The organism is Citrobacter sp. Cb004, assembly GCF_030337065.1.
Classification (GTDB): Bacteria; Pseudomonadota; Gammaproteobacteria; order Enterobacterales; family Enterobacteriaceae; genus Citrobacter; species Citrobacter braakii.
In genome coordinates this window covers 51,225-75,006 of record NZ_JAOWCH010000045.1, presented here as the reverse complement: position 1 = coordinate 75,006, position 23,782 = coordinate 51,225, and the positions used below count along the sequence as shown (strand labels likewise).

At 53.6% G+C, this 23,782-nt stretch carries 18 protein-coding genes; 8 read left to right on the top strand and 10 right to left on the bottom strand.

Annotation, left to right across the window (positions count from 1 at the left end; translation table 11 throughout):
- Positions 1-15 precede the first annotated feature (15 nt).
- Positions 16-713, bottom strand: a protein-coding gene (locus OGV65_RS05140; protein ID WP_095033700.1) for an IS1-like element IS1B family transposase whose coding sequence is annotated in 2 segments (ribosomal slippage) — positions 16-464 and positions 464-713 — 699 coding nt in all. Because the reading frame shifts where the segments join, the coding sequence is not laid out codon by codon here.
- Between the two features lie 71 nt (positions 714-784).
- On the opposite strand from OGV65_RS05140, the gene OGV65_RS05135 reads away from it, so the two are divergent.
- From OGV65_RS05135 to foxA, 3 genes are all read left to right on the top strand, one after another.
- A complete protein-coding gene (locus tag OGV65_RS05135) occupies positions 785-1,996 on the top strand; it encodes a methyl-accepting chemotaxis protein (RefSeq protein ID WP_286454681.1) in 1,212 nt (403 codons plus the stop codon).
- Positions 1,997-2,275: 279 nt separating this feature from the next.
- Positions 2,276-3,259, top strand: a complete 984-nt coding sequence (locus tag OGV65_RS05130) for a helix-turn-helix transcriptional regulator (RefSeq protein ID WP_032931274.1) — start codon at positions 2,276-2,278, stop codon at positions 3,257-3,259.
- Positions 3,260-3,380: 121 nt separating this feature from the next.
- On the top strand, positions 3,381-5,489 hold the full coding sequence (gene foxA / locus OGV65_RS05125; protein ID WP_103847871.1) for a ferrioxamine B receptor FoxA: 2,109 nt from the start codon (positions 3,381-3,383) through the stop codon (positions 5,487-5,489).
- 106 nt (positions 5,490-5,595) lie between these two features.
- On the opposite strand, the gene OGV65_RS05120 is transcribed toward foxA, so the two are convergent.
- The 4 genes from OGV65_RS05120 to OGV65_RS05105 form a co-directional block, all read right to left on the bottom strand.
- Positions 5,596-6,105 carry a hypothetical protein gene (locus OGV65_RS05120; RefSeq protein WP_286454680.1) on the bottom strand — a complete coding sequence of 170 codons (510 nt, stop codon included), beginning with the start codon at positions 6,103-6,105 and terminating at the stop codon, positions 5,596-5,598.
- A 184-nt stretch (positions 6,106-6,289) separates the two neighbouring features.
- Positions 6,290-7,384 carry a 4Fe-4S binding protein gene (locus OGV65_RS05115; protein ID WP_047499123.1) on the bottom strand — a complete coding sequence of 365 codons (1,095 nt, stop codon included), beginning with the start codon at positions 7,382-7,384 and terminating at the stop codon, positions 6,290-6,292.
- A 219-nt stretch (positions 7,385-7,603) separates the two neighbouring features.
- Positions 7,604-8,992, bottom strand: coding sequence for a diguanylate cyclase (locus OGV65_RS05110; protein ID WP_286454679.1), 1,389 nt, complete (start codon positions 8,990-8,992; stop codon positions 7,604-7,606).
- Between the two features lie 79 nt (positions 8,993-9,071).
- The gene (locus OGV65_RS05105) at positions 9,072-9,704 is read right to left on the bottom strand and encodes a LysE family transporter (RefSeq protein ID WP_016151943.1); all 633 of its coding nucleotides are present in this window, start codon (positions 9,702-9,704) and stop codon (positions 9,072-9,074) included.
- Between the two features lie 273 nt (positions 9,705-9,977).
- Here OGV65_RS05105 and yahO point away from each other — a divergent pair, with 273 nt between their 5' ends.
- A complete protein-coding gene (gene yahO / locus OGV65_RS05100) occupies positions 9,978-10,253 on the top strand; it encodes a DUF1471 family periplasmic protein YahO (protein ID WP_016151944.1) in 276 nt (91 codons plus the stop codon).
- Positions 10,254-10,285: 32 nt separating this feature from the next.
- Here the strand turns inward: yahO and prpR are convergent, their stop codons facing one another.
- Positions 10,286-11,896, bottom strand: a complete 1,611-nt coding sequence (gene prpR / locus OGV65_RS05095) for a propionate catabolism operon regulatory protein PrpR (protein WP_286454678.1) — start codon at positions 11,894-11,896, stop codon at positions 10,286-10,288.
- Between the two features lie 251 nt (positions 11,897-12,147).
- On the opposite strand from prpR, the gene prpB reads away from it, so the two are divergent.
- The 4 genes from prpB (at position 12,148) to prpE (ending at position 17,694) form a co-directional block, all read left to right on the top strand.
- Positions 12,148-13,029: a methylisocitrate lyase gene (prpB, locus tag OGV65_RS05090; protein WP_286454677.1), complete on the top strand. Its 882-nt coding sequence runs from the start codon at positions 12,148-12,150 to the stop codon at positions 13,027-13,029.
- An 80-nt stretch (positions 13,030-13,109) separates the two neighbouring features.
- A complete protein-coding gene (gene prpC, locus OGV65_RS05085; RefSeq protein ID WP_016151947.1) occupies positions 13,110-14,279 on the top strand; it encodes a bifunctional 2-methylcitrate synthase/citrate synthase in 1,170 nt (389 codons plus the stop codon).
- A gap of 37 nt (positions 14,280-14,316) precedes the next feature.
- On the top strand, positions 14,317-15,768 hold the full coding sequence (locus OGV65_RS05080; RefSeq protein WP_286454675.1) for a bifunctional 2-methylcitrate dehydratase/aconitate hydratase: 1,452 nt from the start codon (positions 14,317-14,319) through the stop codon (positions 15,766-15,768).
- Positions 15,769-15,807: 39 nt separating this feature from the next.
- Positions 15,808-17,694, top strand: coding sequence for a propionate--CoA ligase (gene prpE / locus OGV65_RS05075; RefSeq protein WP_286454674.1), 1,887 nt, complete (start codon positions 15,808-15,810; stop codon positions 17,692-17,694).
- 44 nt (positions 17,695-17,738) lie between these two features.
- Here the strand turns inward: prpE and OGV65_RS05070 are convergent, their stop codons facing one another.
- The 4 genes from OGV65_RS05070 to OGV65_RS05055 form a co-directional block, all read right to left on the bottom strand.
- The gene (locus OGV65_RS05070) at positions 17,739-18,011 is read right to left on the bottom strand and encodes a YceK/YidQ family lipoprotein (protein WP_016151950.1); all 273 of its coding nucleotides are present in this window, start codon (positions 18,009-18,011) and stop codon (positions 17,739-17,741) included.
- Positions 18,012-18,166: 155 nt separating this feature from the next.
- A complete protein-coding gene (locus OGV65_RS05065) occupies positions 18,167-19,420 on the bottom strand; it encodes an MFS transporter (protein ID WP_016151951.1) in 1,254 nt (417 codons plus the stop codon).
- A gap of 52 nt (positions 19,421-19,472) precedes the next feature.
- Positions 19,473-22,556 carry a beta-galactosidase gene (locus tag OGV65_RS05060; RefSeq protein ID WP_286454673.1) on the bottom strand — a complete coding sequence of 1,028 codons (3,084 nt, stop codon included), beginning with the start codon at positions 22,554-22,556 and terminating at the stop codon, positions 19,473-19,475.
- Positions 22,557-22,677: 121 nt separating this feature from the next.
- Positions 22,678-23,760 carry a LacI family DNA-binding transcriptional regulator gene (locus OGV65_RS05055; protein ID WP_047497888.1) on the bottom strand — a complete coding sequence of 361 codons (1,083 nt, stop codon included), beginning with the start codon at positions 23,758-23,760 and terminating at the stop codon, positions 22,678-22,680.
- Between the last annotated feature and the right edge of the window lie 22 nt (positions 23,761-23,782).

Genomic DNA, 23,782 nt, shown 5'->3' with positions numbered 1-23,782 from the left:
GGTAATGACTCCAACTTATTGATAGTGTTTTATGTTCAGATAATGCCCGATGACTTTGTCATGCAGCTCCACCGATTTTGAGAACGACAGCGACTTCCGTCCCAGCCGTGCCAGGTGCTGCCTCAGATTCAGGTTATGCCGCTCAATTCGCTGCGTATATCGCTTGCTGATTACGTGCAGCTTTCCCTTCAGGCGGGATTCATACAGCGGCCAGCCATCCGTCATCCATATCACCACGTCAAAGGGTGACAGCAGGCTCATAAGACGCCCCAGCGTCGCCATAGTGCGTTCACCGAATACGTGCGCAACAACCGTCTTCCGGAGCCTGTCATACGCGTAAAACAGCCAGCGCTGGCGCGATTTAGCCCCGACGTATCCCCACTGTTCGTCCATTTCCGCGCAGACGATGACGTCACTGCCCGGCTGTATGCGCGAGGTTACCGACTGCGGCCTGAGTTTTTTAAATGGCGGAAAATCGTGTTGAGGCCAACGCCCATAATGCGGGCGGTTGCCCGGCATCCAACGCCATTCATGGCCATATCAATGATTTTCTGGTGCGTACCGGGTTGAGAAGCGGTGTAAGTGAACTGCAGTTGCCATGTTTTACGGCAGTGAGAGCAGAGATAGCGCTGATGTCCGGCAGTGCTTTTGCCGTTACGCACCACCCCGTCAGTAGCTGAACAGGAGGGACAGCTGATAGAAACAGAAGCCACTGGAGCACCTCAAAAACACCATCATACACTAAATCAGTAAGTTGGCAGCATCACCGGCTTTTGAGCAACAAATGAATGCTGAGCAAAAGTCTATTGATACATTAAATCAGATGCTTTCCAGCAACAGTATTATTAATGCACAAGAAAATGCTAATGCGGAACTGCTCGCGGCTCGCAAAAATTTCGATAACGAAGTGACGAATTATTACAAATCAACAATGCTGATTGGTGAGAAGATCGTTGCACAAACACACGTTCAGTTTAATACCTCGATCCTGAAAGTATCCGTGATCCTGGTCATTACGGTACTTATCTTCTTTATCTGTAATTTCTGGTTGAACCGGACCATCATTCAGCCTTTAAAAATCGTTTCTGAACATTTTGCGCGGATTGGTAAGGGCGATCTCAGCCATCCTGTTAAGGTATCGGGTAACAATGAAATCGGCGTACTGTGCTTAAATTTGCATAATATGCAAAAAGGCCTGCGGGAGACTGTCAGCACTATTCGCGATGGCGTTGAGTCTATTAATATCGGTATGCAGGAAATTGCTTCCGGTAATTCCGATTTATCAACCAGAACGGAACAGCAGGCTGCGGCAGTCGTTGAAACGGCGGCCAGTATGGAACAGATTTCAGTCACAACAAAAAATAATACTGATAAGTCACATCAGGCATCCGTCATGACCAGCGAAAGCACGGAAATGGCATTGCGTGGCGAGCGTTTAATGAGTGATATGGTTGAGAAAATTCACCTGATCAGCCGTAATGCGCAAGGCGTGAACGAAATATCCAATGTTATTGATAGTATTGCTTTTCAAACCAATATCCTGGCATTAAACGCGGCGGTGGAAGCTGCACGCGCTGGTGAGTCCGGGCGTGGGTTTGCCGTTGTGGCGAGTGAAGTCCGAACGCTTGCCCAGCGCAGCGCCTCCTCGGCGAAAGAAATCAGTGAACTGGTTGCCAAAGCGGCAATTAGCGTTAAGGAAGGGGTAGAGATAGCCGAAAACAGTGGCGCCATGATGGCGGATATTGCGAAGGCAATACGCAACATTAATGTCTTAATGGAAGATATCTCTGGAGCCTCAGGGGAACAGAGTCGCGGCATCGAACAGATCCGGGTTGCGGTAACGCAAATGGAGCAAGTGACTCAGCAAAACGCCTCGCTGGTTGAGGAGATAGCCGCCACGACAGGCAGTGTGGAAGAGCAGTCGGCAATGCTATCCCAGGCTGTGGCGGTGTTCCAGGTGGAAGAAAACCAGCCTGAAATTCAGCATAATAAGTAGAGTACAAACTCGGCGGGTATCGTGGTGCGTTTGACGTGCCCGTTTATGACAGTGAGAAAGGTTGAGCTGCATATGGCTCACAGACCGCAGCTCATCAGGTGTCAATGTTGCCTGATGAGCTGCGCGAGAAGAATATCGGGAATGACGTTCTCCAGCGCGATATGAAATCGCATCCGTCATGTTGATAATAATTCTCATTATTATTGTTGTGTTGTACAGGTAATGGTAATGTTGTTTCAGTTATCAACCGTTAATCCCATTTCCTGTGCAGAAGACAGCATGAACAACACCACCGCCCTGAATACGTCCAGACGCGTAGCCCGCACCTTCTCCGTCAGCGAGTTTATGGATTTTGGTGAGCGTTACGGGATCGATTACCGCTTTCCTCTGCTGGCGCAAAAGCCGGATTTGTCGTCTTGCAGCCCCGTTCTGCAGGGTGAGGTTGAGGAGATGACGCTCCCCTGCGGGATGTGTGTCACGCACTCTGATGTGCAGGTGCTTCAACCCTACGAAACCACCTCCCGCCACAGCAGTCCTCTGTATATGCTGGTGGTTCTGGAAGGCTGCGTCATCCTGACGCTCAACGGGCAGGAGCATGTGGTGCGTTCCGGGATGGCGTTTAGCTCACGCCTGAGCGAGCATCAGACGATGCGTGCCCGCCATCATGCTGACTGCAAACTGCGCACGTTATCGCTCGGTCTGTATCCCGACGGCGCGTGGCGCACGGGGTTGCTCGAATCATTGATGCGTGAGTGGGAAAGATGCGAAACGCCGACGCTTATCTGGCAGGTGCCGGGATTTTTACTCAGCGGCCTGCAGTATGCGCAGCGGAGCACGATCGGCCATGTTTCTCGCCAACTGATGCTGGAAGGGCTGATATTACAACTGTTCGGCCATGGCCTCAGCGTGTGTCAGGTCGAGAGTGGCAAGCGGCTTGCGGCAAGCGGTGAACAGCAGCGGCTGGAGGTCGTTCGTCGTCTGCTGGAGCAGAGTCCCGAGAATGACTACACCCTCAATGCCCTGGCCCAACGCGCGGCGATGAGCCCCAGCAGCCTGCGCAGCAAGTTCCGTGCGGCCTATGGCTGTTCCGTCTTTGACTACCTGCGTGATTGCCGTCTGGAACGCGCGCGCGGCTATTTACTGGAAGGATACAGCGTACAGCAGGCGGCCTGGATGTCGGGTTATCAACATGCTACCAACTTCTCCACCGCTTTTCGGCGTCGTTACGGCTTTTCGCCTGGCGATGTGCTCAAACTTTGCTAATCCATTTTTACGTTTTGCGCACGTGCCTTCCCGACAATTTGGCACTGCGCATAGGCAACCTGGCATCCTGCATAGCTATCTCCGTTAGCAAAAAGGTAATAATTCTCACTTACAATTAGACATGCCTTTGGAGATATTCATGTTCGCGAAGACTCGGTTGGCGCTAGTGGTGGGATGGGTGACCGGTAGCGTGGCTTTTCCTCTGCTGGCGCAGGAAACAACAAAAAACGATACGGTGGTTGTCACCTCGCAAATGCAAAGCGGGGCCACGAAGCTCGCCACGCCGGATCTTGAAACGCCTCAGTCGGTATCGATCATTACCCGTGAACAGTTTGAAGAGCAGGGCGCCACCAGCGTGCGCCAGGCCGTAAGCTATACGCCGGGGGTGTACAGCAATCAGATTGGTGCCTCCAACCGCTTTGACTATATTGTGCTGCGTGGTTTCTCGGATGGTAGCCTAGACAACGTCTATCTCGATGGCCTGAAGATGATGGGGGACACCAACTCACACAGCTCGCTGGTGGTCGATCCGTGGTTCCTCGAAGATATCGAAGTGGTACGCGGCCCGGCTTCCGTACTGTATGGCCGTTCTTCTCCGGGCGGTATTGTCGCGCTGACATCACGTAAGCCGTCGTTTGATGCCGGCGGAGAAGTGAAACTGTTTGCTGGCAACAATAACCAGCGCGGCGCGGCGTTTGACGTCACTGGGGCGCTGGATGATAACGATCGCGTGGCGGCACGACTGAGTGGAATGACGCGTTACGCAGACTCGCAGTTTGGTCCATTGAAAGAAGAACGTTATGCGCTGATGCCCAGCCTGACCTGGCGCATCACCGATCAGACGCGTCTGGATCTGATGGCTTATCTGCACCGTGACCCGGAAGGCGGAAGCCACTCCGGTCTGCCGTATGACGGCACCGTGGTTCCACATTACGGGCAAAAGATCTCCAACACTTTTTACGAAGGCGAGGATGATTACGACAAATACGATCGCCGTGAAAACATGGTGGGCTACAACGTTGAGCACCTGTTTGATAACGGCTGGTCGGTGCGGCAAAAACTGCGCTACCTGCATACCGACGTTGAGCTGAATCAGGTGTATGCGGCGGGCTGGCTGAATGAAACCGAGCTTAACCGCGGCTACTCCGGCTCCGATGAAAAAATGTCAGCGATTACGCTGGATAACCAACTCGACGGCAGCTTTGATACCTGGCAGGTCAACCACCGTGTGCTGGTGGGGATCGATTATCAGGATCGCAGCAACAATACCACCGGTTACTACGGTGCATTCCCGCCGATTGACGCCTTTAACCCGGTATACGGCGCGCAGCCTGATTACATCAACATGTATGCGCGTGAGAAGCACAAGCTGCGCCAGACAGGCTACTATTTGCAGGATCAGATGTCATGGGATCGCTGGCGTATTACGCTCGGCGGTCGCTACGATCAGGTCAGCGTTTCTAACATTGATAAGATCAACGATACCCGTAGCGATCTGGACAAAAACAACTTCAGCACCCGTGCTGCGCTGCTCTATTTGTTCGATAACGGCTTTGCGCCGTATGTGAGTTATTCCACCGCCTTTACGCCAACCAGCTTTGCCGATGAGAACGGCAATCTGCTGGAGCCGATGAAAGGCAAGCAGTGGGAAGCCGGGCTGAAATATGAGCCGGAAGGACTCAACAGTCAGTTCAGCGCGTCGGTATTCCGTATCAATCAGACGAATATCGCCACCAAAGAAGAGCCGACCGATCCGTACCGCTCGATTGGGGAAATTGAGTCTGAAGGGGTGGAGCTGGAGGCCATTAGCCAACTGACGGAGAGCTTCCGTCTGCAGGCGGCGTATACCTATACCGACATTCGCTATAAGAAAAGCAGCCCGGAAGAGCAGGGTAAGCGTGCAGTGTACGCGCCGCGTAACCAGGCCAGTACCTGGCTGAGCTACGATGTGAAAAGCGGTCCGCTGGATGGCCTGACGCTGGGCTCAGGCGTACGTTATGTCAACGGTATTGCCAGCGATCGCCTGAATACTCACACCCTGCCGTCCTACACGCTGGTGGATATGGCAATTGGCTACGACTTAACGAATATCGGTATTAAAGGGTTGAGCGCTCAGTTGAACGTCAACAACCTGACCGACAAGCGCTACGTTGCAGCTTGTAATTCGCTCTCATACTGCTACTTCGGTGCCGAGCGCAGCATTGTCGGCAGCGTTTCATGGAAGTTCTGAGTATCGTTTTTTAGCCGGATGGCGGCGCTGGCGTCTTATCAAGCCTACAGATGCGTGCAAATTGTAGGCCTGATAAGCGCAGCGCCATCAGGCTGGGGGATTGCGGTTATTGCGTAAAACCGTTTTGCATACAGATCTGCGCGCTGGTTCTCAGGGTAAAGGCGACTTTGTCTGGGTACTGGCTGTAATAGTTATGCTCTTCTTCCAACCCTTTCGCCTGCGCCAGACGTACCGTTTCCAGCGAGCAGGTACGGTAGATCAGGTCTTTATTCATATTGGTCTGGTTTTCACGCTGTTTATCTGCGGACAGCGCCAGCCAGCTCTCGGACAGCGAGTAATCGTAGACCACCCGGTTTCCTTTCGCCTGCACATTTTCAATGGTAATGAATTCGTCGATTTTCAGTCTTGGTTGCCCACGCATTTTTTTCTTATCTTCTGCGGCGGCATATTGGGCCAGCGCATTAATATCCATGCCTGCTATTTTCTGTTTATAGATATCGACATAAGCGGCGGGCTGCTGATAACGCTGAGCGTAAGCGTTTCTTAATTCTCCATCGCTTACCGTACAACCCGCCAGAAACAGAGGTAAAAGCAGCGCCAGTTTTATTTTAGTCATGATGTTATCCCGTTCATTATTGTGGTCCCAGTCGCCCATAACATAATAGAAAAAATGATTACGGGTGATATTTAAGGTTGTATAAACGGGGGCACGATGACACAAGTGCAATAGTCTTAAAATGGCGTTACAGGCAGGAAACCCTGCCAGAATTGGCAGGGGTTTTGAACATACTGGTAAAGCATTAATGGCCGATCATTTTTGCTTTCGGGATCAACTGGAAATACAGGTGATCCGGCACCGGCGTATCCCAGACATTGGCATATACCGCATAACCAATGGTGGCAAACAGAATCCCCAGTACCAGTATTGTCATGGCAATACCCGACAGTGCCGTTTGTCGCCATAACGCTTTACCGCTGCCTTTTGCACCCGGCGGTGTCTGCAGGGAAAAGCTCAGCGTTGAAGCCACCGGACAGGATTCAACACAGGTCATGCAGCCAGTGCATTCCACAGTACGCACCTGAATCAGTCTGTCTACCGGGATTTTCGATGGGCAATTTTTCGCGCATTTCCCGCAATCAATGCAACTGTCGGCGTTGCGGCGGATTTTAAACGGCGAGAACAGCGAGAACAGACCAAGCAGTGCGCCGTAAGGACACAGATAACGACACCAGGCGTTGCGAATAAACAGGCTCAGGAGGCTGATAACCACCACGGAGATGAGCGTGGCGGAGCCAATATGGCGAAAGAAATCGAGCATCTTCACATCGATGATGATTCCATAGGCTGACGTCAGAAAATACTGAATCCCCTGGGCGGGCATCGACAGGGCGATATACAAGAAAAACCCCAGCAGCAGATACTTCAGGCTGAGCAGCGGGATATCCAGCCAGCGCGGCAGCGTAAAGTTACGACCGAATAATTTTCTCCCCAGATTACCGAGCAGTTCGGAAAGCGTCCCCACCGGGCATAACCATGAACAGAAAGCTTTTTTTAACAACAGGCTAATCAGGATAAACGCAACTAACAGCAGCATAGAGGCGGCATGGATGGGCGGAAGAAAACCGGTCTCTAGCGTATAGCGGAAATTCATCAAACCCGCTATCGGCAGCCATCCCTCAATACCGCCGGGCCTTGGAATATAAACGCTGGTGCCGGCGGTTTCGAAATAGCGGACCCAATACCAGAACGCCACGCCAATATAAATATTGATAGCCAGCAGGAGAAACTGGGTGGCTTTTCGCCAGCTGCTGGCGTTGCGCCAGTCATTCCACGGCAGTTTGCCCCCGGTCGTGCCTGGGCGGCGCTGCCAGCGCGTTCTCATCTTCCCGTTCATGGTTTTATAGTATCCCTCATATTTCCCCTTCTGCATTCAGAAGGCGTCATCACCGGGATATGCTAGCGCTATTCAGATTTGGTGTATTTGATTTGCATCTTATTACGCGGCTGTTATTTTCTTCATGCCAATATGCCTGAAAAATAATAACAGCCCGATATTTATCACAGGTCAGATAAATACCCTGAACGGGGTATTTATTTCTCTGCAGGGCAACGATTATTCCTGATAAACCTCAACGCGGTCGCGGCCATTACTTTTCGCCAGATAAAGTGCGCGATCGGCTTTATCAACCAACTGTTTATAGTCGGGATGATAGTCATATTCGGCAATACCAATACTGACGGTAATAGAAAACGTTTCTGTCGCTGAGGCTGCCATGCGCATCTCGGCAATTTTCATACGCAGCGTTTCCAGAATAATACTGGCCTGTGTTTCATCTGACTCGACGAGCAGAATCATAAATTCTTCGCCACCGTAGCGGAACACGTAATCGCTGCTGCGGATATGATCGTAAATGACCGCCGCGACGTTTTTGAGCGTCAGATCGCCAGTATTATGCCCGAAGTTATCGTTAATTTGATTGAAGTAGTCGATATCCAGCATCGCCAGGGTAAAAGGCTTACGCGTATGTAACGCCAGCGAGATCTCGCGCCGCATGATGGTCGGAATAAAGCGGCGATTAAGCAACTGGGTCAGCGAATCTTTACCATTTTCCTGCTTAACCAGCGCGTCGAACATTGAGGCGAGCAGGAAATGGATTTTTGCCGATAGCTGGCGTACATCCTGCAATAAGCTCATCCGCTCGGGTTCTGTCGGCTGATGCTGATGCGACAGGGTTGTTGTCAGACGACTGTCGATCTCTGCAATCAGTGATTCCATCTTATTCAGCAGATTGCTGTTGCCGAGGATATGTTTTCCCTTATGTGATAACCACATACCGAAGTCAGAATTCGCCAGAAACACCATCTCACCGAAAGGCATTCCGGTGGCGATGTTATAAATAAACTGGTTTTCCCAGTCGGTAAACGAACGGATTTGCCGCTCGCGCTCGACGTTAACGTCATCGTAAATAGTCTGTAGACGGTACTGCTCCTGCGTGTGCATAGAGTTTTGAAAACTGGGGGAATAGGAGACCGTCATGGCCTCCAGCGCAGTATCCATTGCCAGACTGCTGAAACAGATAGCATCGCTCAGCAAGGCGGGAGTGGAATCCGCCTTTGTTTTTAACACCCTGTACAGCTCATCTTTCAGCTTGCGCGCGCCGCGGTTAACCAGATCGATGGGCAGGCCGATACGGGCATGCACCACACCAATTTTGCGCTGTTTGGTCAGCAGTTGTGAGAGATCTTCGTGGGCGCTGCCAAGTACGCTGCGCAGCCAGTCAAACATGCTGCCGCTGAGGCGGGTACTGACCTGTTCTGTATTGAGGAACAATGCGCTCTCCGCATGGGAGAGCATATAGTCATAAAAAACGGTTACTAAATGGCGGATCTCTTCATCGCTTAACGATGTCAGGAGCGTGTGAACTTCAGGTGATGTTTGACGTAACAGCGCCTGCCATTCTGTAAGGAGTAATGTGTCGTTTACCGGTTCAACCTGTTCCATCTTACTGCCACTCAACGTGCGATTAAAAATTCAGGCGGTATTACGGACAATTACCTCACGATGGTCAAGTTAAACTCTCTTATCGATGGCTAATACCTTCATAAATAAGCCTGAGCGCGAAGACACCAATAATGGCGCCAATCACCCGGCTGGCAACCCGTTGGATTCGGCCATACGCACGGCGCACGGCGGGCAACGAAAACGCCTGGCTGAGAAAAATACGCCAGATAACGGAAGACAACACAATGCCGGCCCAGGCCATCAACCTGGCCCACGTTGGCGTGTCTGCGCTTAAGGTGACCGAGAAGATACTAATAAAAAACAGCACGGTTTGCGGATTAGATAAATCCGTTAATAACCCGCGGCGGAAAAACACATACCAGGGGGCGGAAAGCGGCTGCTGTAGCGTTGGCATTTGCGGTGTCGCCTGATGCCGGATGCTGTTCCAGGCGAACCACAGCAGATAGGCGCCGCCGACAATCTTAATCAACGAAAAAATCTCTTCACACTGAGTGATAAGCGTCGCCATGCCAAAGAGCCCGAGGCCAGAGTAGAACGCATCGCCTAAGGCGACGCCCAGACCGGTTATCACGCCCGCGCGTCGCCCTGACGCTAGGCTGGTTTGCACCACCACAAACAGGTTCGCGCCGGGGTTAAAAAAAGTTAAAACAAACAGGCTGACGGTGAGTACGACGGCGTGCAGAGGTTCCATAGACAACAATTCCTCAGATTCTCATAAAGTTAACACTATAATTTCAGTGCGCTGCCTGTTCTGAGGATCAACTCACACTGGCTATTGAAACTTTGAACAGGTTGACGCACTGCTACCCGGTGACCGGTTTTTTCTGCGCCGCAAAATCTCTATATATTCCTGCTGAATGTGGATTTTTTATCCAGGCTGGACTAGTTATTAATCATCCTTGAATCGCGTTATGTAATGTTCAGGGATCGATGATGGCGTAATAACAAAACCTGGAGCTGGTCTATGAAAACTGGAATTAAAGTACTTATTGGTGCATTAGCTTTTGTCGTGACCAACGCATATGCCGCGGAATTTATGACAAAACTTGAATTTGAAAAGGTTGAGTCGCAGTACACAAAAATCGGTGATATCTCAACGAGTAATGAAGTTTCTGTCTCAGACGCTAAAGAAGAGCTGCTGAAGAAAGCAGAAGAGAAAGGGGCCGATGTGGTGGTATTAACCTCCGGTCAAACGGATAATAAAATCCATGGCACAGCCAATATCTACAAGAAAAAATAATACACTACTGTAAAAATCACTATACCCGCCGGTCATTGTATCGGCGGGTTTTCTTTTAATCTGCGCCAGAAGGTGGTTCGGCTTACCCCGAGATATCGTGCAGCCGCGGTTTTATCGCCATTGAATTGCGCCAGCACCTGCTGCGGCGTGAGCGATGAGGATACCTGCGGCGCGTCAGCAGCAACGGCCAGTTCCGGTAACAGTTGCTGCAGGAATTGTACGTTCAGCTCCGGCTGCGGCTCGACGCTTAAAAACAGCGCCAGGCGCTCCATCATATTACGCAGTTCACGGATATTCCCAGGCCAGCCATAATTCAGTAACGTCGGTTGACTCAGACCCAGCCCTTTGCGCACAGGTTCAGAAAACGGCACCTCCAGTTCCGCCAGCGACTGTTTTAAAAAGCCTTCCGCCAGCGGCAGGATATCGGGCAATCGCTCGCGTAGCGGCGGTAGCGTGAGGCGCAAAATACTCAGGCGATAAAACAGATCGGTGCGAAATTCTCCCTGTTTTATCTCCTGCTCCAGATGACAGTGGGTGGCGCTAATCACTCGTACATCGACCGGAATCGGCTGATGTCCACCGACACGGGTGACCTCTTTTTCTTCCAGCACGCGCAGCAGTCGGGTTTGTAACGGCAGCGGCATTTCGCCTATCTCATCAAGAAACAGCGTTCCGCCGTGGGCGATTTCAAACAGACCCGCGCGTCCTCCCCGACGGGAGCCGGTAAAGGCGCCATCCTCATAGCCGAACAGCTCCGCTTCCAGTAATGATTCGGTGATTGCCCCGCAGTTGACGGCAACAAACGGCGGCGAAGGTTTACCGCGCCGGTTCTCCTGACGGGTGAAAAACTCACGATGAATTGCCTGCGCCGCCAGTTCTTTGCCCGTGCCTGTTTCGCCCTGAATCAGCACCGGTGCACGCGAACGGGCATAAAGCATAATGGTGTGCCGCACCTGTTCAATCTGTGCCGAGTGACCGCGCATATCCCCCAGCGCATAGCGGGTGCGCAGCGTATCGCCGGAAACGTACGGACCGTTTCTGCGCAGCGTCAGACGAGTCATATCGAGCGCATCGACAAAGGCCTGGCGCACGGTGGCCGCCGAATAGATAAAGATGCCGGTCATGCCTGCTTCTTCAGCCAGGTCGGTAATCAACCCCGCGCCCACGACCGCCTGCGTGCCGCTGGCTTTCAGCTCGTTGATTTGCCCACGGGCATCTTCTTCCGTGATATAGCTGCGCTGTTCAAGCTGCAAATTGAAGGTTTTTTGAAAAGCGAGCAGCGCGGGGAGGGTTTCCTGATAGGTAATGACGCCAATCGACGAGGTGAGCTTTCCCGCTTTGGCCAGCGCCTGTAGCACGTCAAACCCGCTGGGTTTAATCAGGATCACCGGAATAGATAAACGGCTTTTCAGATACGCCCCGTTGGAACCCGCGGCAATGATGGCATCACAACGCTCGGTGGCTAACTTCTTGCGGATATACGTCACCGCTTTTTCAAAACCAAGCTGAATAGGGGTGATGGTTGCCAGGTGGTCGAACTCCAGGCTGATGTCGCGAAACAGTTCGAACAGGCGCGTGACCGAAACGGTCCAGATAACCGGTTTGTCGTCGTTCACCCGCGGCGGAAGATGCGTATCAGCCATAACCATCCTAAAAAGTAAGGCACCGAGTATTAGGGTTTAGTTGTGTTTCATGAATGTTGCAATGAAACGTGAAGGAACGTTTCATGAAACGATAGCTGACACGCTTTTGTGCAACAAAGATACAAGGATTTAATTTAATATATTGTTTTTAAAGGTAAATATATAAATTAATTAAAAATTAAGGTCTTTGGCATACCCCTTGCTTTAAATAAATCAACGAACGATAACAAGTTGATAACAAAGGACGGGATATGTCTCTACACTCCCTAGGGCAGGCGTTTCGCGCCGCGCTCAGCAAAGAAAACCCATTACAAATCGTTGGCACCATCAACGCCAACCACGCTCTGCTGGCCCAACGCGCCGGATATCAAGCGATTTATCTCTCCGGCGGCGGCGTCGCGGCTGGGTCTCTGGGTCTGCCGGATCTTGGTATTTCTACCCTTGATGATGTGCTAACCGATATTCGCCGTATTACTGATGTTTGCCCGCTGCCATTGCTGGTGGATGCGGATATCGGTTTTGGATCGTCAGCCTTCAACGTGGCGCGGACCGTGAAGTCGATTTCCAAAGCCGGTGCCGCCGCGCTGCATATTGAAGATCAGATCGGCGCCAAACGCTGCGGCCATCGCCCGAACAAGGCGATCGTCTCGAAAGAAGAGATGGTCGACAGGATCCGCGCCGCCGTGGATGCGCGTACCGATCCCAACTTTGTGATCATGGCGCGGACCGATGCATTGGCGGTGGAAGGGTTAGAGGCCGCCATCGATCGTGCCCAGGCGTACGTCGAAGCAGGCGCGGATATGTTGTTCCCGGAAGCCATTACCGAGCTTGCCATGTACCGTCAGTTTGCTGATGCGGTACAGGTGCCGATCCTCGCCAACATTACCGAATTTGGTGCTACGCCACTGTTCACCACTGATGAACTGCGCAGCGCGAACGTCGCGATGGCGCTGTATCCACTCTCGGCCTTCCGCGCCATGAACCGCGCTGCGGAAAAGGTTTACAACGTGCTGCGCCAGGAAGGAACGCAAAAGAGCGTTATCGACATTATGCAGACGCGCAACGAGCTGTACGAAAGCATCAATTACTACCAGTTCGAAGAGAAACTCGACGCGTTGTATACCAAGAAGTAACCGTCGTAGGCCGGATAAGGCGTAGTCGCCATCCGGCAATAAATTTGTACCCTACATATTATAAAAATGACGAGGACAACATGAGCGACACAACGATCCTGCAAAATAGTACCCATGTCATTAAACCTAAAAAATCGGTTGCGCTGTCAGGCGTCGCCGCCGGAAATACCGCGCTGTGTACCGTAGGCAAAAGCGGTAACGACCTGCACTATCGCGGCTACGATATTCTCGACCTGGCGCAGCAGTGCGAATTTGAAGAAGTCGCGCACCTGCTGATCCACGGGAAATTGCCCACCCGTGATGAGCTCACCGCCTATAAAAGCAAATTAAAAGCGCTGCGCGGGCTGCCCGCAAACGTGCGTACCGTTCTGGAAGCGCTGCCTGCTGCCTCGCACCCGATGGACGTGATGCGCACCGGCGTCTCCGCGCTGGGCTGTACGTTGCCGGAAAAAGAAGGGCATACCGTCTCCGGTGCACGCGATATTGCCGATAAGCTGCTGGCATCGCTCAGTTCTATTCTCCTGTACTGGTATCACTACAGCCATAACGGCGAGCGTATTCAGCCGGAAACTGACGATGATTCCATTGGTGGACACTTCCTGCATCTGCTGCATGGCGAAAAGCCGTCGCGAAGCTGGGAAAAAGCGATGCATATTTCGCTGGTGCTGTACGCCGAACACGAATTCAACGCCTCCACCTTCACCAGCCGCGTGATTGCAGGGACCGGATCCGATATGTATTCCGCGATTATCGGCGCGATTGGCGCACTGCGTGGTCCAAAACACGGCGGGGCGAATGAAGTATCGCTGGAGATCCAACAGCGCTACGAAACGCCAGACGAAGCGGAAGCGGATATCCGTAAACGCGTTGAAAACAAAGAAGTGGTGATTGGCTTTGGTCATCCGGTTTACACCATCGCCGACCCGCGCCATCAGGTGATAAAGCGCGTGGCGAAACAGCTTTCTCAGGAAGGCGGTTCGCTGAAAATGTACAACATCGCCGACCGTCTGGAAGACGTGATGTGGGAAACGAAAAAGATGTTCCCCAACCTCGACTGGTTCTCGGCAGTCTCCTACAACATGATGGGCGTCCCGACCGAAATGTTCACACCGCTGTTTGTCATCGCCCGCGTCACCGGCTGGGCGGCGCACATCATCGAACAGCGCCAGGACAACAAAATTATCCGTCCTTCCGCCAACTACACCGGCCCGGAAGATCGTGTCTTTGTCGCGATAGATCAGCGTTGCTAATGCAAAACCTCTAAATATAAAAACAGGAACCCTTGTTATGTCTGCACATATTTCGAACGTCCGCCCGGAATTTGACCGTGAAATCGTTGATATCGTTGATTACGTCATGAATTACGAGATCACTTCGACGGTAGCGTATGACACCGCGCATTATTGCCTGCTTGATACCTTAGGCTGCGGCCTGGAAGCGCTGGAATATCCGGCCTGTAAAAAACTGCTGGGGCCGGTAGTCCCAGGGACTGTGGTGCCGAACGGCGTGCGCGTTCCGGGCACCCAGTTCCAGCTCGATCCGGTGCAGGCGGCGTTTAACATCGGCGCGATGATCCGCTGGCTGGACTTTAACGATACCTGGCTGGCCGCGGAATGGGGGCATCCTTCCGATAACCTCGGCGGCATTCTGGCCACGGCTGACTGGCTGTCACGCAATGCGGTAGCGGTGGGGAAAGCGCCGTTAACCATGAAAAAAGTGCTCACCGGAATGATTAAAGCCCATGAAATTCAGGGCTGCATCGCGCTGGAAAACTCTTTTAACCGCGTCGGTCTCGATCACGTCCTGCTGGTCAAAGTGGCCTCCACGGCGGTGGTCGCCGAGATGCTTGGCCTGAACCGGGATGAAATCCTCAACGCCGTGTCGCTGGCGTGGGTTGACGGGCAGTCGCTGCGTACCTATCGCCATGCGCCAAATACCGGCACGCGTAAATCCTGGGCAGCTGGCGATGCAACTTCGCGCGCGGTACGTCTGGCACTGATGGCGAAAACCGGTGAGATGGGGTATCCGTCTGCGCTGACGGCGAAAACCTGGGGCTTTTATGACGTCTCTTTCAAAGGCGAATCGTTCCGCTTCCAGCGCCCGTACGGCTCTTATGTGATGGAAAACGTGCTGTTTAAAATCTCCTTCCCGGCCGAGTTCCACTCGCAGACTGCGGTAGAGGCGGCGATGACGCTGTACGAGCAGCTACAGGCTGCCGAGAAAACGGCGGCGGATATCGAAAAAGTGACCATTCGTACGCACGAAGCCTGTATCCGCATCATCGATAAAAAAGGCCCGCTGAATAACCCGGCGGATCGCGATCACTGCATCCAGTATATGGTCGCCATTCCGCTGCTGTTCGGGCGTTTAACCGCGGCAGATTACGAAGACGGCGTGGCGCAGGACAAACGCATTGATGCCCTGCGCGAGAAGATCAACTGCTTTGAAGATCCGGCCTTTACAGCCGATTACCACGATCCTGAAAAACGCGCCATCGCGAATGCCATCACCCTGGAATTCACCGACGGCTCACGTTTTGAAGAAGTGGTGGTGGAGTACCCAATCGGCCACGCGCGCCGTCGTAACGACGGGATGCCGAAGCTGGTCGAGAAGTTCAAAATCAACCTGGCGCGTCAGTTCCCGACCCGTCAGCAGCAGCGCATTCTGGATGTCTCCCTGGACAGAACTCGCCTGGAGCAGATGCCGGTCAATGAGTATATGGATTTGTTTGTTATCTGAAACCCGACTCATCAGGCGTAAGTTCAACAGGAGAGCATTATGTCTTATAGCGAGTTTTATCAACGTTCTATTACGCAGCCGGTGTCGTTCTGGGCCGAGCAGGCCCAGCGTATTGACTGGCAGCAGCCGTATACGCAGGTACTGGACCACAGCAATCCGCCGTTTGCCCGCTGGTTTTGCGGCGGGACGACCAATCTGTGCCATAACGCCATCGACCGCTGGCTGGAGAAACAGCCCGAGGCGCTGGCGCTGATTGCGGTGTCATCAGAAACCGAAGAAGAACGCACGTTTACCTTTCGTCAGTTGTATGACGAAGTGAATATTGTGGCAGCGATGCTGTTGTCGCTCGGCGTACAGCGCGGGGATCGGGTACTGGTTTATATGCCGATGATCGCCGAAGCGCACATTACGCTGCTGGCCTGCGCGCGCATTGGGGCGATCCATTCGGTGGTGTTCGGTGGTTTTGCTTCGCACAGCGTGGCGGCGCGCATCGATGACGCCCGACCGGTGGTTATCGTTTCGGCGGATGCCGGGGCGCGCGGCGGCAAGATCCTGCCCTATAAAAAGCTACTCGATGATGCGATCGATCAGGCTCAGCATCAGCCGCGTCATGTGGTGCTGGTCGACCGCGGTCTGGCGAAAATGGCGCGGGTGGAGGGGCGTGACCTCGACTTTGCCGCGCTACGCCAACAGCATCTCGGCGCACGGGTGCCGGTTGTGTGGCTGGAGTCGAACGAAACGTCCTGCATTCTCTACACCTCCGGGACAACCGGTAAACCGAAAGGCGTTCAGCGCGACGTTGGTGGCTATGCGGTCGCGCTGGCGACCTCGATGGACACCATTTTCGGCGGCAAAGCGGGCGGCGTGTTTTTCTGCGCGTCGGATATCGGCTGGGTGGTTGGGCATTCCTATATCGTGTATGCCCCGCTGCTGGCAGGGATGGCGACGGTGGTTTACGAAGGGCTGCCAACGTATCCGGACTGCGGCGTATGGTGGAAAATTGTTGAGAAGTATCAGGTCAGCCGGATGTTCTCGGCCCCGACCGCCATCCGCGTGCTGAAAAAATTCCCAACCGCGCAAATCCGCAATCACGATCTCTCCTCGCTGGAGGTGCTGTATCTGGCGGGTGAGCCGCTGGATGAACCGACCGCCAGTTGGGTAACGGAAACGCTGGGCGTCCCGGTTATCGACAACTACTGGCAGACTGAATCCGGCTGGCCGATTATGGCTATCGCCCGCGGGCTGGACGACCGACCGTCGCGGCTGGGCAGTCCTGGCGTGCCGATGTACGGCTATAACGTGCAGTTGCTCAATGAGGTGACCGGTGAACCTTGTGCGGCGAACGAGAAGGGGATGCTGGTGATTGAAGGGCCGCTGCCGCCGGGCTGTATTCAGACTATCTGGGGGGATGACGCGCGGTTTGTGAATACCTACTGGTCGCTGTTTTCCCGCCAGGTGTACGCCACCTTTGACTGGGGCATTCGCGATGCCGATGGCTATTACTTCATTCTGGGCCGTACGGATGACGTGATCAACGTGGCCGGACACCGGCTGGGGACGCGCGAGATAGAGGAGAGTATTTCCAGCTATCCAAACGTCGCCGAAGTGGCGGTAGTTGGCGTGAAGGATGCGCTGAAAGGGCAGGTGGCGGTCGCGTTTGTTATTCCAAAACAGAGCGACAGTCTGGAAGACAGCGACATTGCCCATTCGGAAGAGAAGGCGATTATGGCGCTGGTGGACAGTCAAATTGGTAATTTTGGTCGTCCGGCGCACGTCTGGTTTGTGTCGCAACTGCCGAAAACACGCTCCGGCAAAATGCTCAGACGGACGATTCAGGCGATCTGCGAAGGCCGCGATCCTGGCGATCTAACGACCATTGACAATCCCGCATCGTTGCAGCAAATCCGTCAGGCGATCGAGGAGTAACGTCGTGTGATGCCCGGTGGCGCAATGCTTACCGGGCCTACGTTCTAATCAACTTTCTTATACGGCCCGTGATAGTAATCAAACGGCGCATAAACCGTATCGGCCACGAACGATAACGGCACATCAACAAATAACAGCGCTAAATCGAAATAGTTATAATCGTAAGCGCCCGGGTTTTTTAGTTTATCAATATCATGGCGCATTCCCACGTAATACGTATCTGAATCCTCGCCTGCCGTGCGCGCATCAATGCTGCCACATCCTGTAAGTAATACGCTGATAAAGAGCGTTGTTACCGCAACCGTCTTTTTGCTCATGCTATGACCTGGCTTCTCGCCCCGTTTTACCATAACGATAAAAAAGCGGCGTGTTGTCCTCGGAACTTAAACCACCAGGTCAGGACTCATCGTGTGAGGATGGCACATCGTAGGCCGGATAAACCACGTGAGTGGTGCATCCGGCAAAGAGGCTTTTACAGCGTGACGCTTTCGCGACGACGCAGCAGAGAAAACGGCCCCGGTCCACTTAGGGTAAATACGGAAATCAACGTGAAGCTTAGCGCAATTATCCCCAGCACCAGATACGCCCCCTGGAAACCAATACTCTCATACATTTTTCCGGCCAGAACTGACATGAAAATCATTGCTAACTGTTTGAAGAAACAGAAGCACACCAGGTAAATTGTGGCCGAGAAGCGCACTTCAAACTGACTGGTGATGTATTTGAAGCAACCGACGATCAGGAACGGTATTTCAAACATATGCAGCGTTTTGAGAATGACGACCTCCAGCGCAGAGGTAGCGAAGGAGGAGCCGATGATCCGCACCGACATTATCGTACCGGCCAGCAGCAGGGCGTTCTTTCCGCCAATGCGGTTCACAATCAGCGGCGCAAAGAACATGATAGAGGCATTAAGTAATTCCCCCATGGTTGTGACGTAGCCAAACACACGGGTACCCTGTTCGCCGGTGGCAAAGAACGAGGTAAAGAAGTTGGCGAACTGCTGGTCAAACACATCATACGTACAGGAAACGCCGACCACGTACAGGGAGAGGAACCAGAGTTTCGGTTGTTTAAATAACTCCAGCGCCAGCTTCAGACTGAATGCCGAGTTGTTGGCGCCTACCGCATCCGCAACTTTTGCAGAAGAGGGGACCTCTGTTTTTGAAAAGAGCAGCAGCAATGCCAGAATGACCGCACAGCCGGAACCTAACCAGAAGACAAACTGGTTATTGATGGTGAACATAATCCCGGCAATTGAGGCGCACAGCGCCCAGCCCACGCAGCCAAACATGCGCGCGCGACCAAATTCAAAATTGCTTCGGCGGCTGGCTTTTTCAATATAGGCTTCAATCGCCGGGGCGCCGGCATTGTAGATAAAGCCAAGGTAAATCCCGCCGACAATCGAACCCAGTAAAATATTAACCTGTAATAACGGGCCAAAGACGTAAATAAAGAATGGGGCAAACATTACCAGCATTCCGGTAATTACCCACAGCAGGTGTTTACGCAGGCCAAGCTTATCGGAAAGCAGTCCGAAAACAGGCTGGAATAATAACGAAAATAGTGAAATACAGGCGAAAATGATCCCGGTGTCACCTTTACTGATATGGTTTACATCGTGTAACCAGATAGGGAAGAAGGGGAAATAGGCACCCATAATGAAAAAGTAAAAGAAAAAGAAGAAGCCGAACATCCAAAAGTTAGTGTTTTTCAAATAATACATAATGGACTTCCTTACGATGAATGCGGGCAGGGGGGAACCTGCCCGATTATTATTATTTTTGACCCCAGACCAGCTGGTAGTGGTAGCGTCCGGCACTCAGCAGGAACTCTGGTGAAACGGAAGGACTCCAGGAGTCGTCACCGCCCACGCCCATATGGAAGCCATCAATATTGACCCAGGTACCAGCCTCCGGTTGCAGTAGATGGCGGTGGCTGGTTTCCATCAGTTGCTTCTGGCTAAAGCGGCTGATGTTGAACAGGAAGTCCCCTCGCCATTGATGCGCGCCGTAGCGTAGCTCACGCGTGTTGCAGCGTAGACCGTTTTCGCCAGGGAAAACATACGGGGTGTACATCTCATCAAGCGACAAATCCCAACGATCAAAACAGGCGGCGCTCAGACGATCCGGGTAGTTCTCATGTGGGCCGAGACCTAACCAGTTCACGCGCTCAGCGACCTGCGCCAGCTGGCAGCTCAGGCCGATGCGGGCCGGATGTGGCGTGCCGCTGGCGACGTCGACATCCACCGTTATCTGCATCTCACCATTGCCGTCAATACGGTAGCTTTTTCGGCTGACGAACAGCGTTTCGCCCTGATACTGCCACGCATGTTCGGTGGCGATCAGTACCGCATTGCTTAGCGTGTCGGCAGCACAGTGCAGTAACGTTGCTTCGACCAGATAATGACCGGCGGCTTTCCAGCGTTCGACCCAGGCGTTAGGGTCGATGCGGGTTGACTCGCTCACGCCGATGTCGTTGTCCAGCGGCGCGCGGGTGAACTGGTCAGTAAGCGGGGTTAACAGCTGGGCTGCGTCGCCAATCCAGTACTGTGTCAGCAGGCCAGACTGACGGTCGAATTGCCAGCGCTTGTCGTTGATCTCAACAGTAAAGGTGTTTTCGCTCACGTTCAGCAGTGGTGCGGTACGGGCAGTTGGCCGTGGCGCCAGGCTGAGTTTCTCTTCCAGCTTCCATTGCTGCCAGGCGCTAATGTGCCCGGCGTCTGACCATGCGGTGGCCTGAGGTTGCTCTACGCGTACCGTTAGCCATAACTGGCCGGCGGTTTCCGGTAGCGGGACATCTGGCAGGGTAATCACCTGGCGACTCTGTGGGGCGATATCCAGCACGATTTCTCCGGCGGCCAGCGGGTTGCCATCCTGGGCAATCGACCAGTGCAGAACTTCGTTATCGCTGTGGCGGAACAGATATTCGCTGGTTATTTCAATCTGGCGTTTGGGTCCCGGCAGCAGCCTAAACTGGAAAAACTGCTGCACATGTTTGGCCTCGTATAATGCCGGATGCGGGGTGCGATCGGCGAACACCAGGCCGTTCATGCAAAACTGACGATCGTTAGGCGTGTCGCCAAAATCACCACCGTAGGCAGACCATGCCTTGCCGTTCTCATCATATTTAATCAGCGACTGATCTACCCAGTCCCAGACAAACCCGCCCTGTAGGCGCGGAAATTGACGGAACGCTTGCCAGTATTTGGCGAAGCCGCCAAAACTGTTGCCCATGGCGTGGGCGTATTCGCAGAGGATCAGCGGACGCTGCTCGCCGGGCATCGACAGCCACTTTTTAATCGACCATTTGGGTACCGCGGGGAAGGGCTGATCCTGATCGACGCGGGCGTACATCGGGCAAATAATGTCGGTCGCCGTGGTATTTGCGCCGCCGCCTTCATACTGTACCGGGCGGGACGGATCTTCTGATTTTATCCAGCGGTAGAGCGCGTCATGGTTGGCGCCATGCCCGGATTCATTGCCCAGTGACCAGATGATGATGCTCGGGTGGTTGCGATCGCGTTGCACCATGCGCGTGACGCGATGGCTCATGGCTGGCAGCCATGCGGGATCGTCGGTGAGGCGATTCATCGGCACCATGCCGTGGGTTTCAATGTTGGCTTCGTCGACCACATACAGGCCGTAGCGATCGCACAGGGTGTACCACAATGGATGGTTCGGGTAATGGGAGCAGCGCACGGCGTTAAAGTTGTTCTGCTTCATCAGCAGAATATCCTGCACCATCGTCGCCTCGTCCATCACCTGACCATTGACCGGATGGTGCTCATGACGGTTGGTGCCGCGAATCAACAGCGGCTTACCGTTGAGTAACAGCAGGCCGTTTTCAATACGAACCTGACGAAAGCCGACATCACAGGCTTCCGCTTCAATCAGCACTCCGTCAGCGGTACGTAACTGGACCACAGCGCGGTACAGATTAGGCGTTTCGGCACTCCACAGCGCCGGGTTTTCGACGTTCAGACGCAGGGTAACCCGATCATGATAAGCGCCGCGTTCATCAATAATTTCGCTGCCGAGCGGGGAAGTCGTTTCGTGAGTGAGCGTTTCACCGTCCCACAATTGCAGGGTGACGCGTAAATCTTCGCTCTCGTTGTCCGCCACTCTGACTTCTGTTTCCAGCGTGGCGCGGCTGAAATCGTCGTTAAAACGGGTGTTAATGCGCAGGTCGCGGATTTGCGTAGTGGGCTTATGCAGCAAAGATACATCGCGAAAGATCCCGCTCATGCGCCACATGTCCTGGTCTTCCAGATAACTGCCGTCGCTCCAGCGCAGCACCATCACAGCCAGGCGGTTTTCGCCTGGCAGCAGATAATCGCTAAGATCGAATTCAGACGGCAGGCGGCTGTCCTGACCGTAGCCAACCCAGCGACCATTGCACCACAGATGAAACGCGGAATTCACCCCGTCAAAAATAATGCGCGTCTGACCTTCATCTAACCACGCGTCTTCGATACTGAATGTGAGCGAGTAACATCCTGTCGGATTCTGGGCTGGAACGTACGGGGGGTTAACCGGGATCGGGTAGGTGACGTTGGTATAAATTGGCGCGTCGTAACCGTCCATCTGCCAGTTAGAGGGGACGTTGATAGTATCAGCCTGTGGCAGATCGCTTGTCAGCCAGCTTTCCGGCACGGCCTCAGGCGCGGAAAACCAGGCGAACAGCCACTTACCATTCAGCGAGCGTAACTGAGTTGATCGCTGATTGGTGCGCGCATCATCCGCTGAGCGCCAGCTACAAAACGGCGGGTGCGCCTCCAGGCGGTTGAGCTGCGTGACGCCGGGATTTTCCCAGTCACGGCGGGCCAGTACAGCGGAGAGTGAATCTGTGTTCAGGTTCATAACGGTATCCTGTTTGAATTTGTTATTCGCTCACAATTTCAATCAAAATACGAATAAGCGATCCCAACTGTAAAGGACGGGGCGCTCAATGAGTGAACTGACTCACACAATTGTTATGCGTTCACAATTTAGGTGTGAGCTGCGAAACTTGCCGCGCTAGCTGGATCAGTGAGTCGGCCAGCACCTGGGGTGAGAGGGTTTGCGTATCGGGAGGCAGAACCGTATTGCGCTTAACCAGGGTTACGGGCAGCAGTTGGTTGCCCACGCTTGAGGTCCCACGGGGAAGTTGCAGCAGTCTGTCGACGCTGGTTTCACCCAGTAACGGAAAATCCTGCCTGATGGTGGTCAGTGGTGGGATGTAGCAGGCGCTGTCTTCGGTGTCATCGTAGCCAATCACCGAGATATCAACCGCCACCCGCAGACCGAACTCGCTGATTGCCCGCATCGCGCCTAGCGCCATTTGATCGTTAGCGACCAGCATGGCGGTGGGGAGATTACCACCATTAAGCATATGCAGCGTTTGCTGAAAACCTGACATCGCGCTCCAGTCGCCTTCCAGCTCCGCGGTGGGTTGCAGCTGGTAGTGCGCCAGATATTTATGCCACCCCGCATGGCGAAGCCTTGCCGAAACCGAAGTGTGTGGCCCGCTCAGCAGGGCGATACGCTGATGCCCATGCTGCACCAGATGTTCAACGCCGAGACGTGCGCCGTCGTCATGGGAGAAAATCACGCTGTTAATTGGCGTCTGATCTGAGACATCGAGAAACAGCACCGGCACCGTACCGCAGGCGGCAGCCACGGCAATGGCGTCTTCTTCATCGAGCGGGTAGTTGATGATAAGCCCGGTTACGCGTTGAGAAAGCAGGTTGTGGACTGCGGCTTTACATGCCTCAACGCCGCTACGTTCGACCATGGCGATCACCACGCTGGCCCCGGACTGGTCGGCGCGGGATTTTATGGCGGCAACGATTTGCGAGGGGGCGTGCAGGGCAAGGTTCGCCGTCACGACGCCAATCAGCGGCGTCTGTTTGCCCGCCAGCTGCTGTGCGACACGGTTGGGGATGTAATTGAGCTCCGCCATCGCGGCCTCAACTTTCTGTCGGGTTTTTGCGGAAACGTGGCTGGCCTGATTCACGACGCGCGAGACGGTCTGGTAAGAGACTCCTGCATGGTCTGCCACATCGTATAGCGTTACCGGTTTCACGTTTATCACCCCTGTCATGACG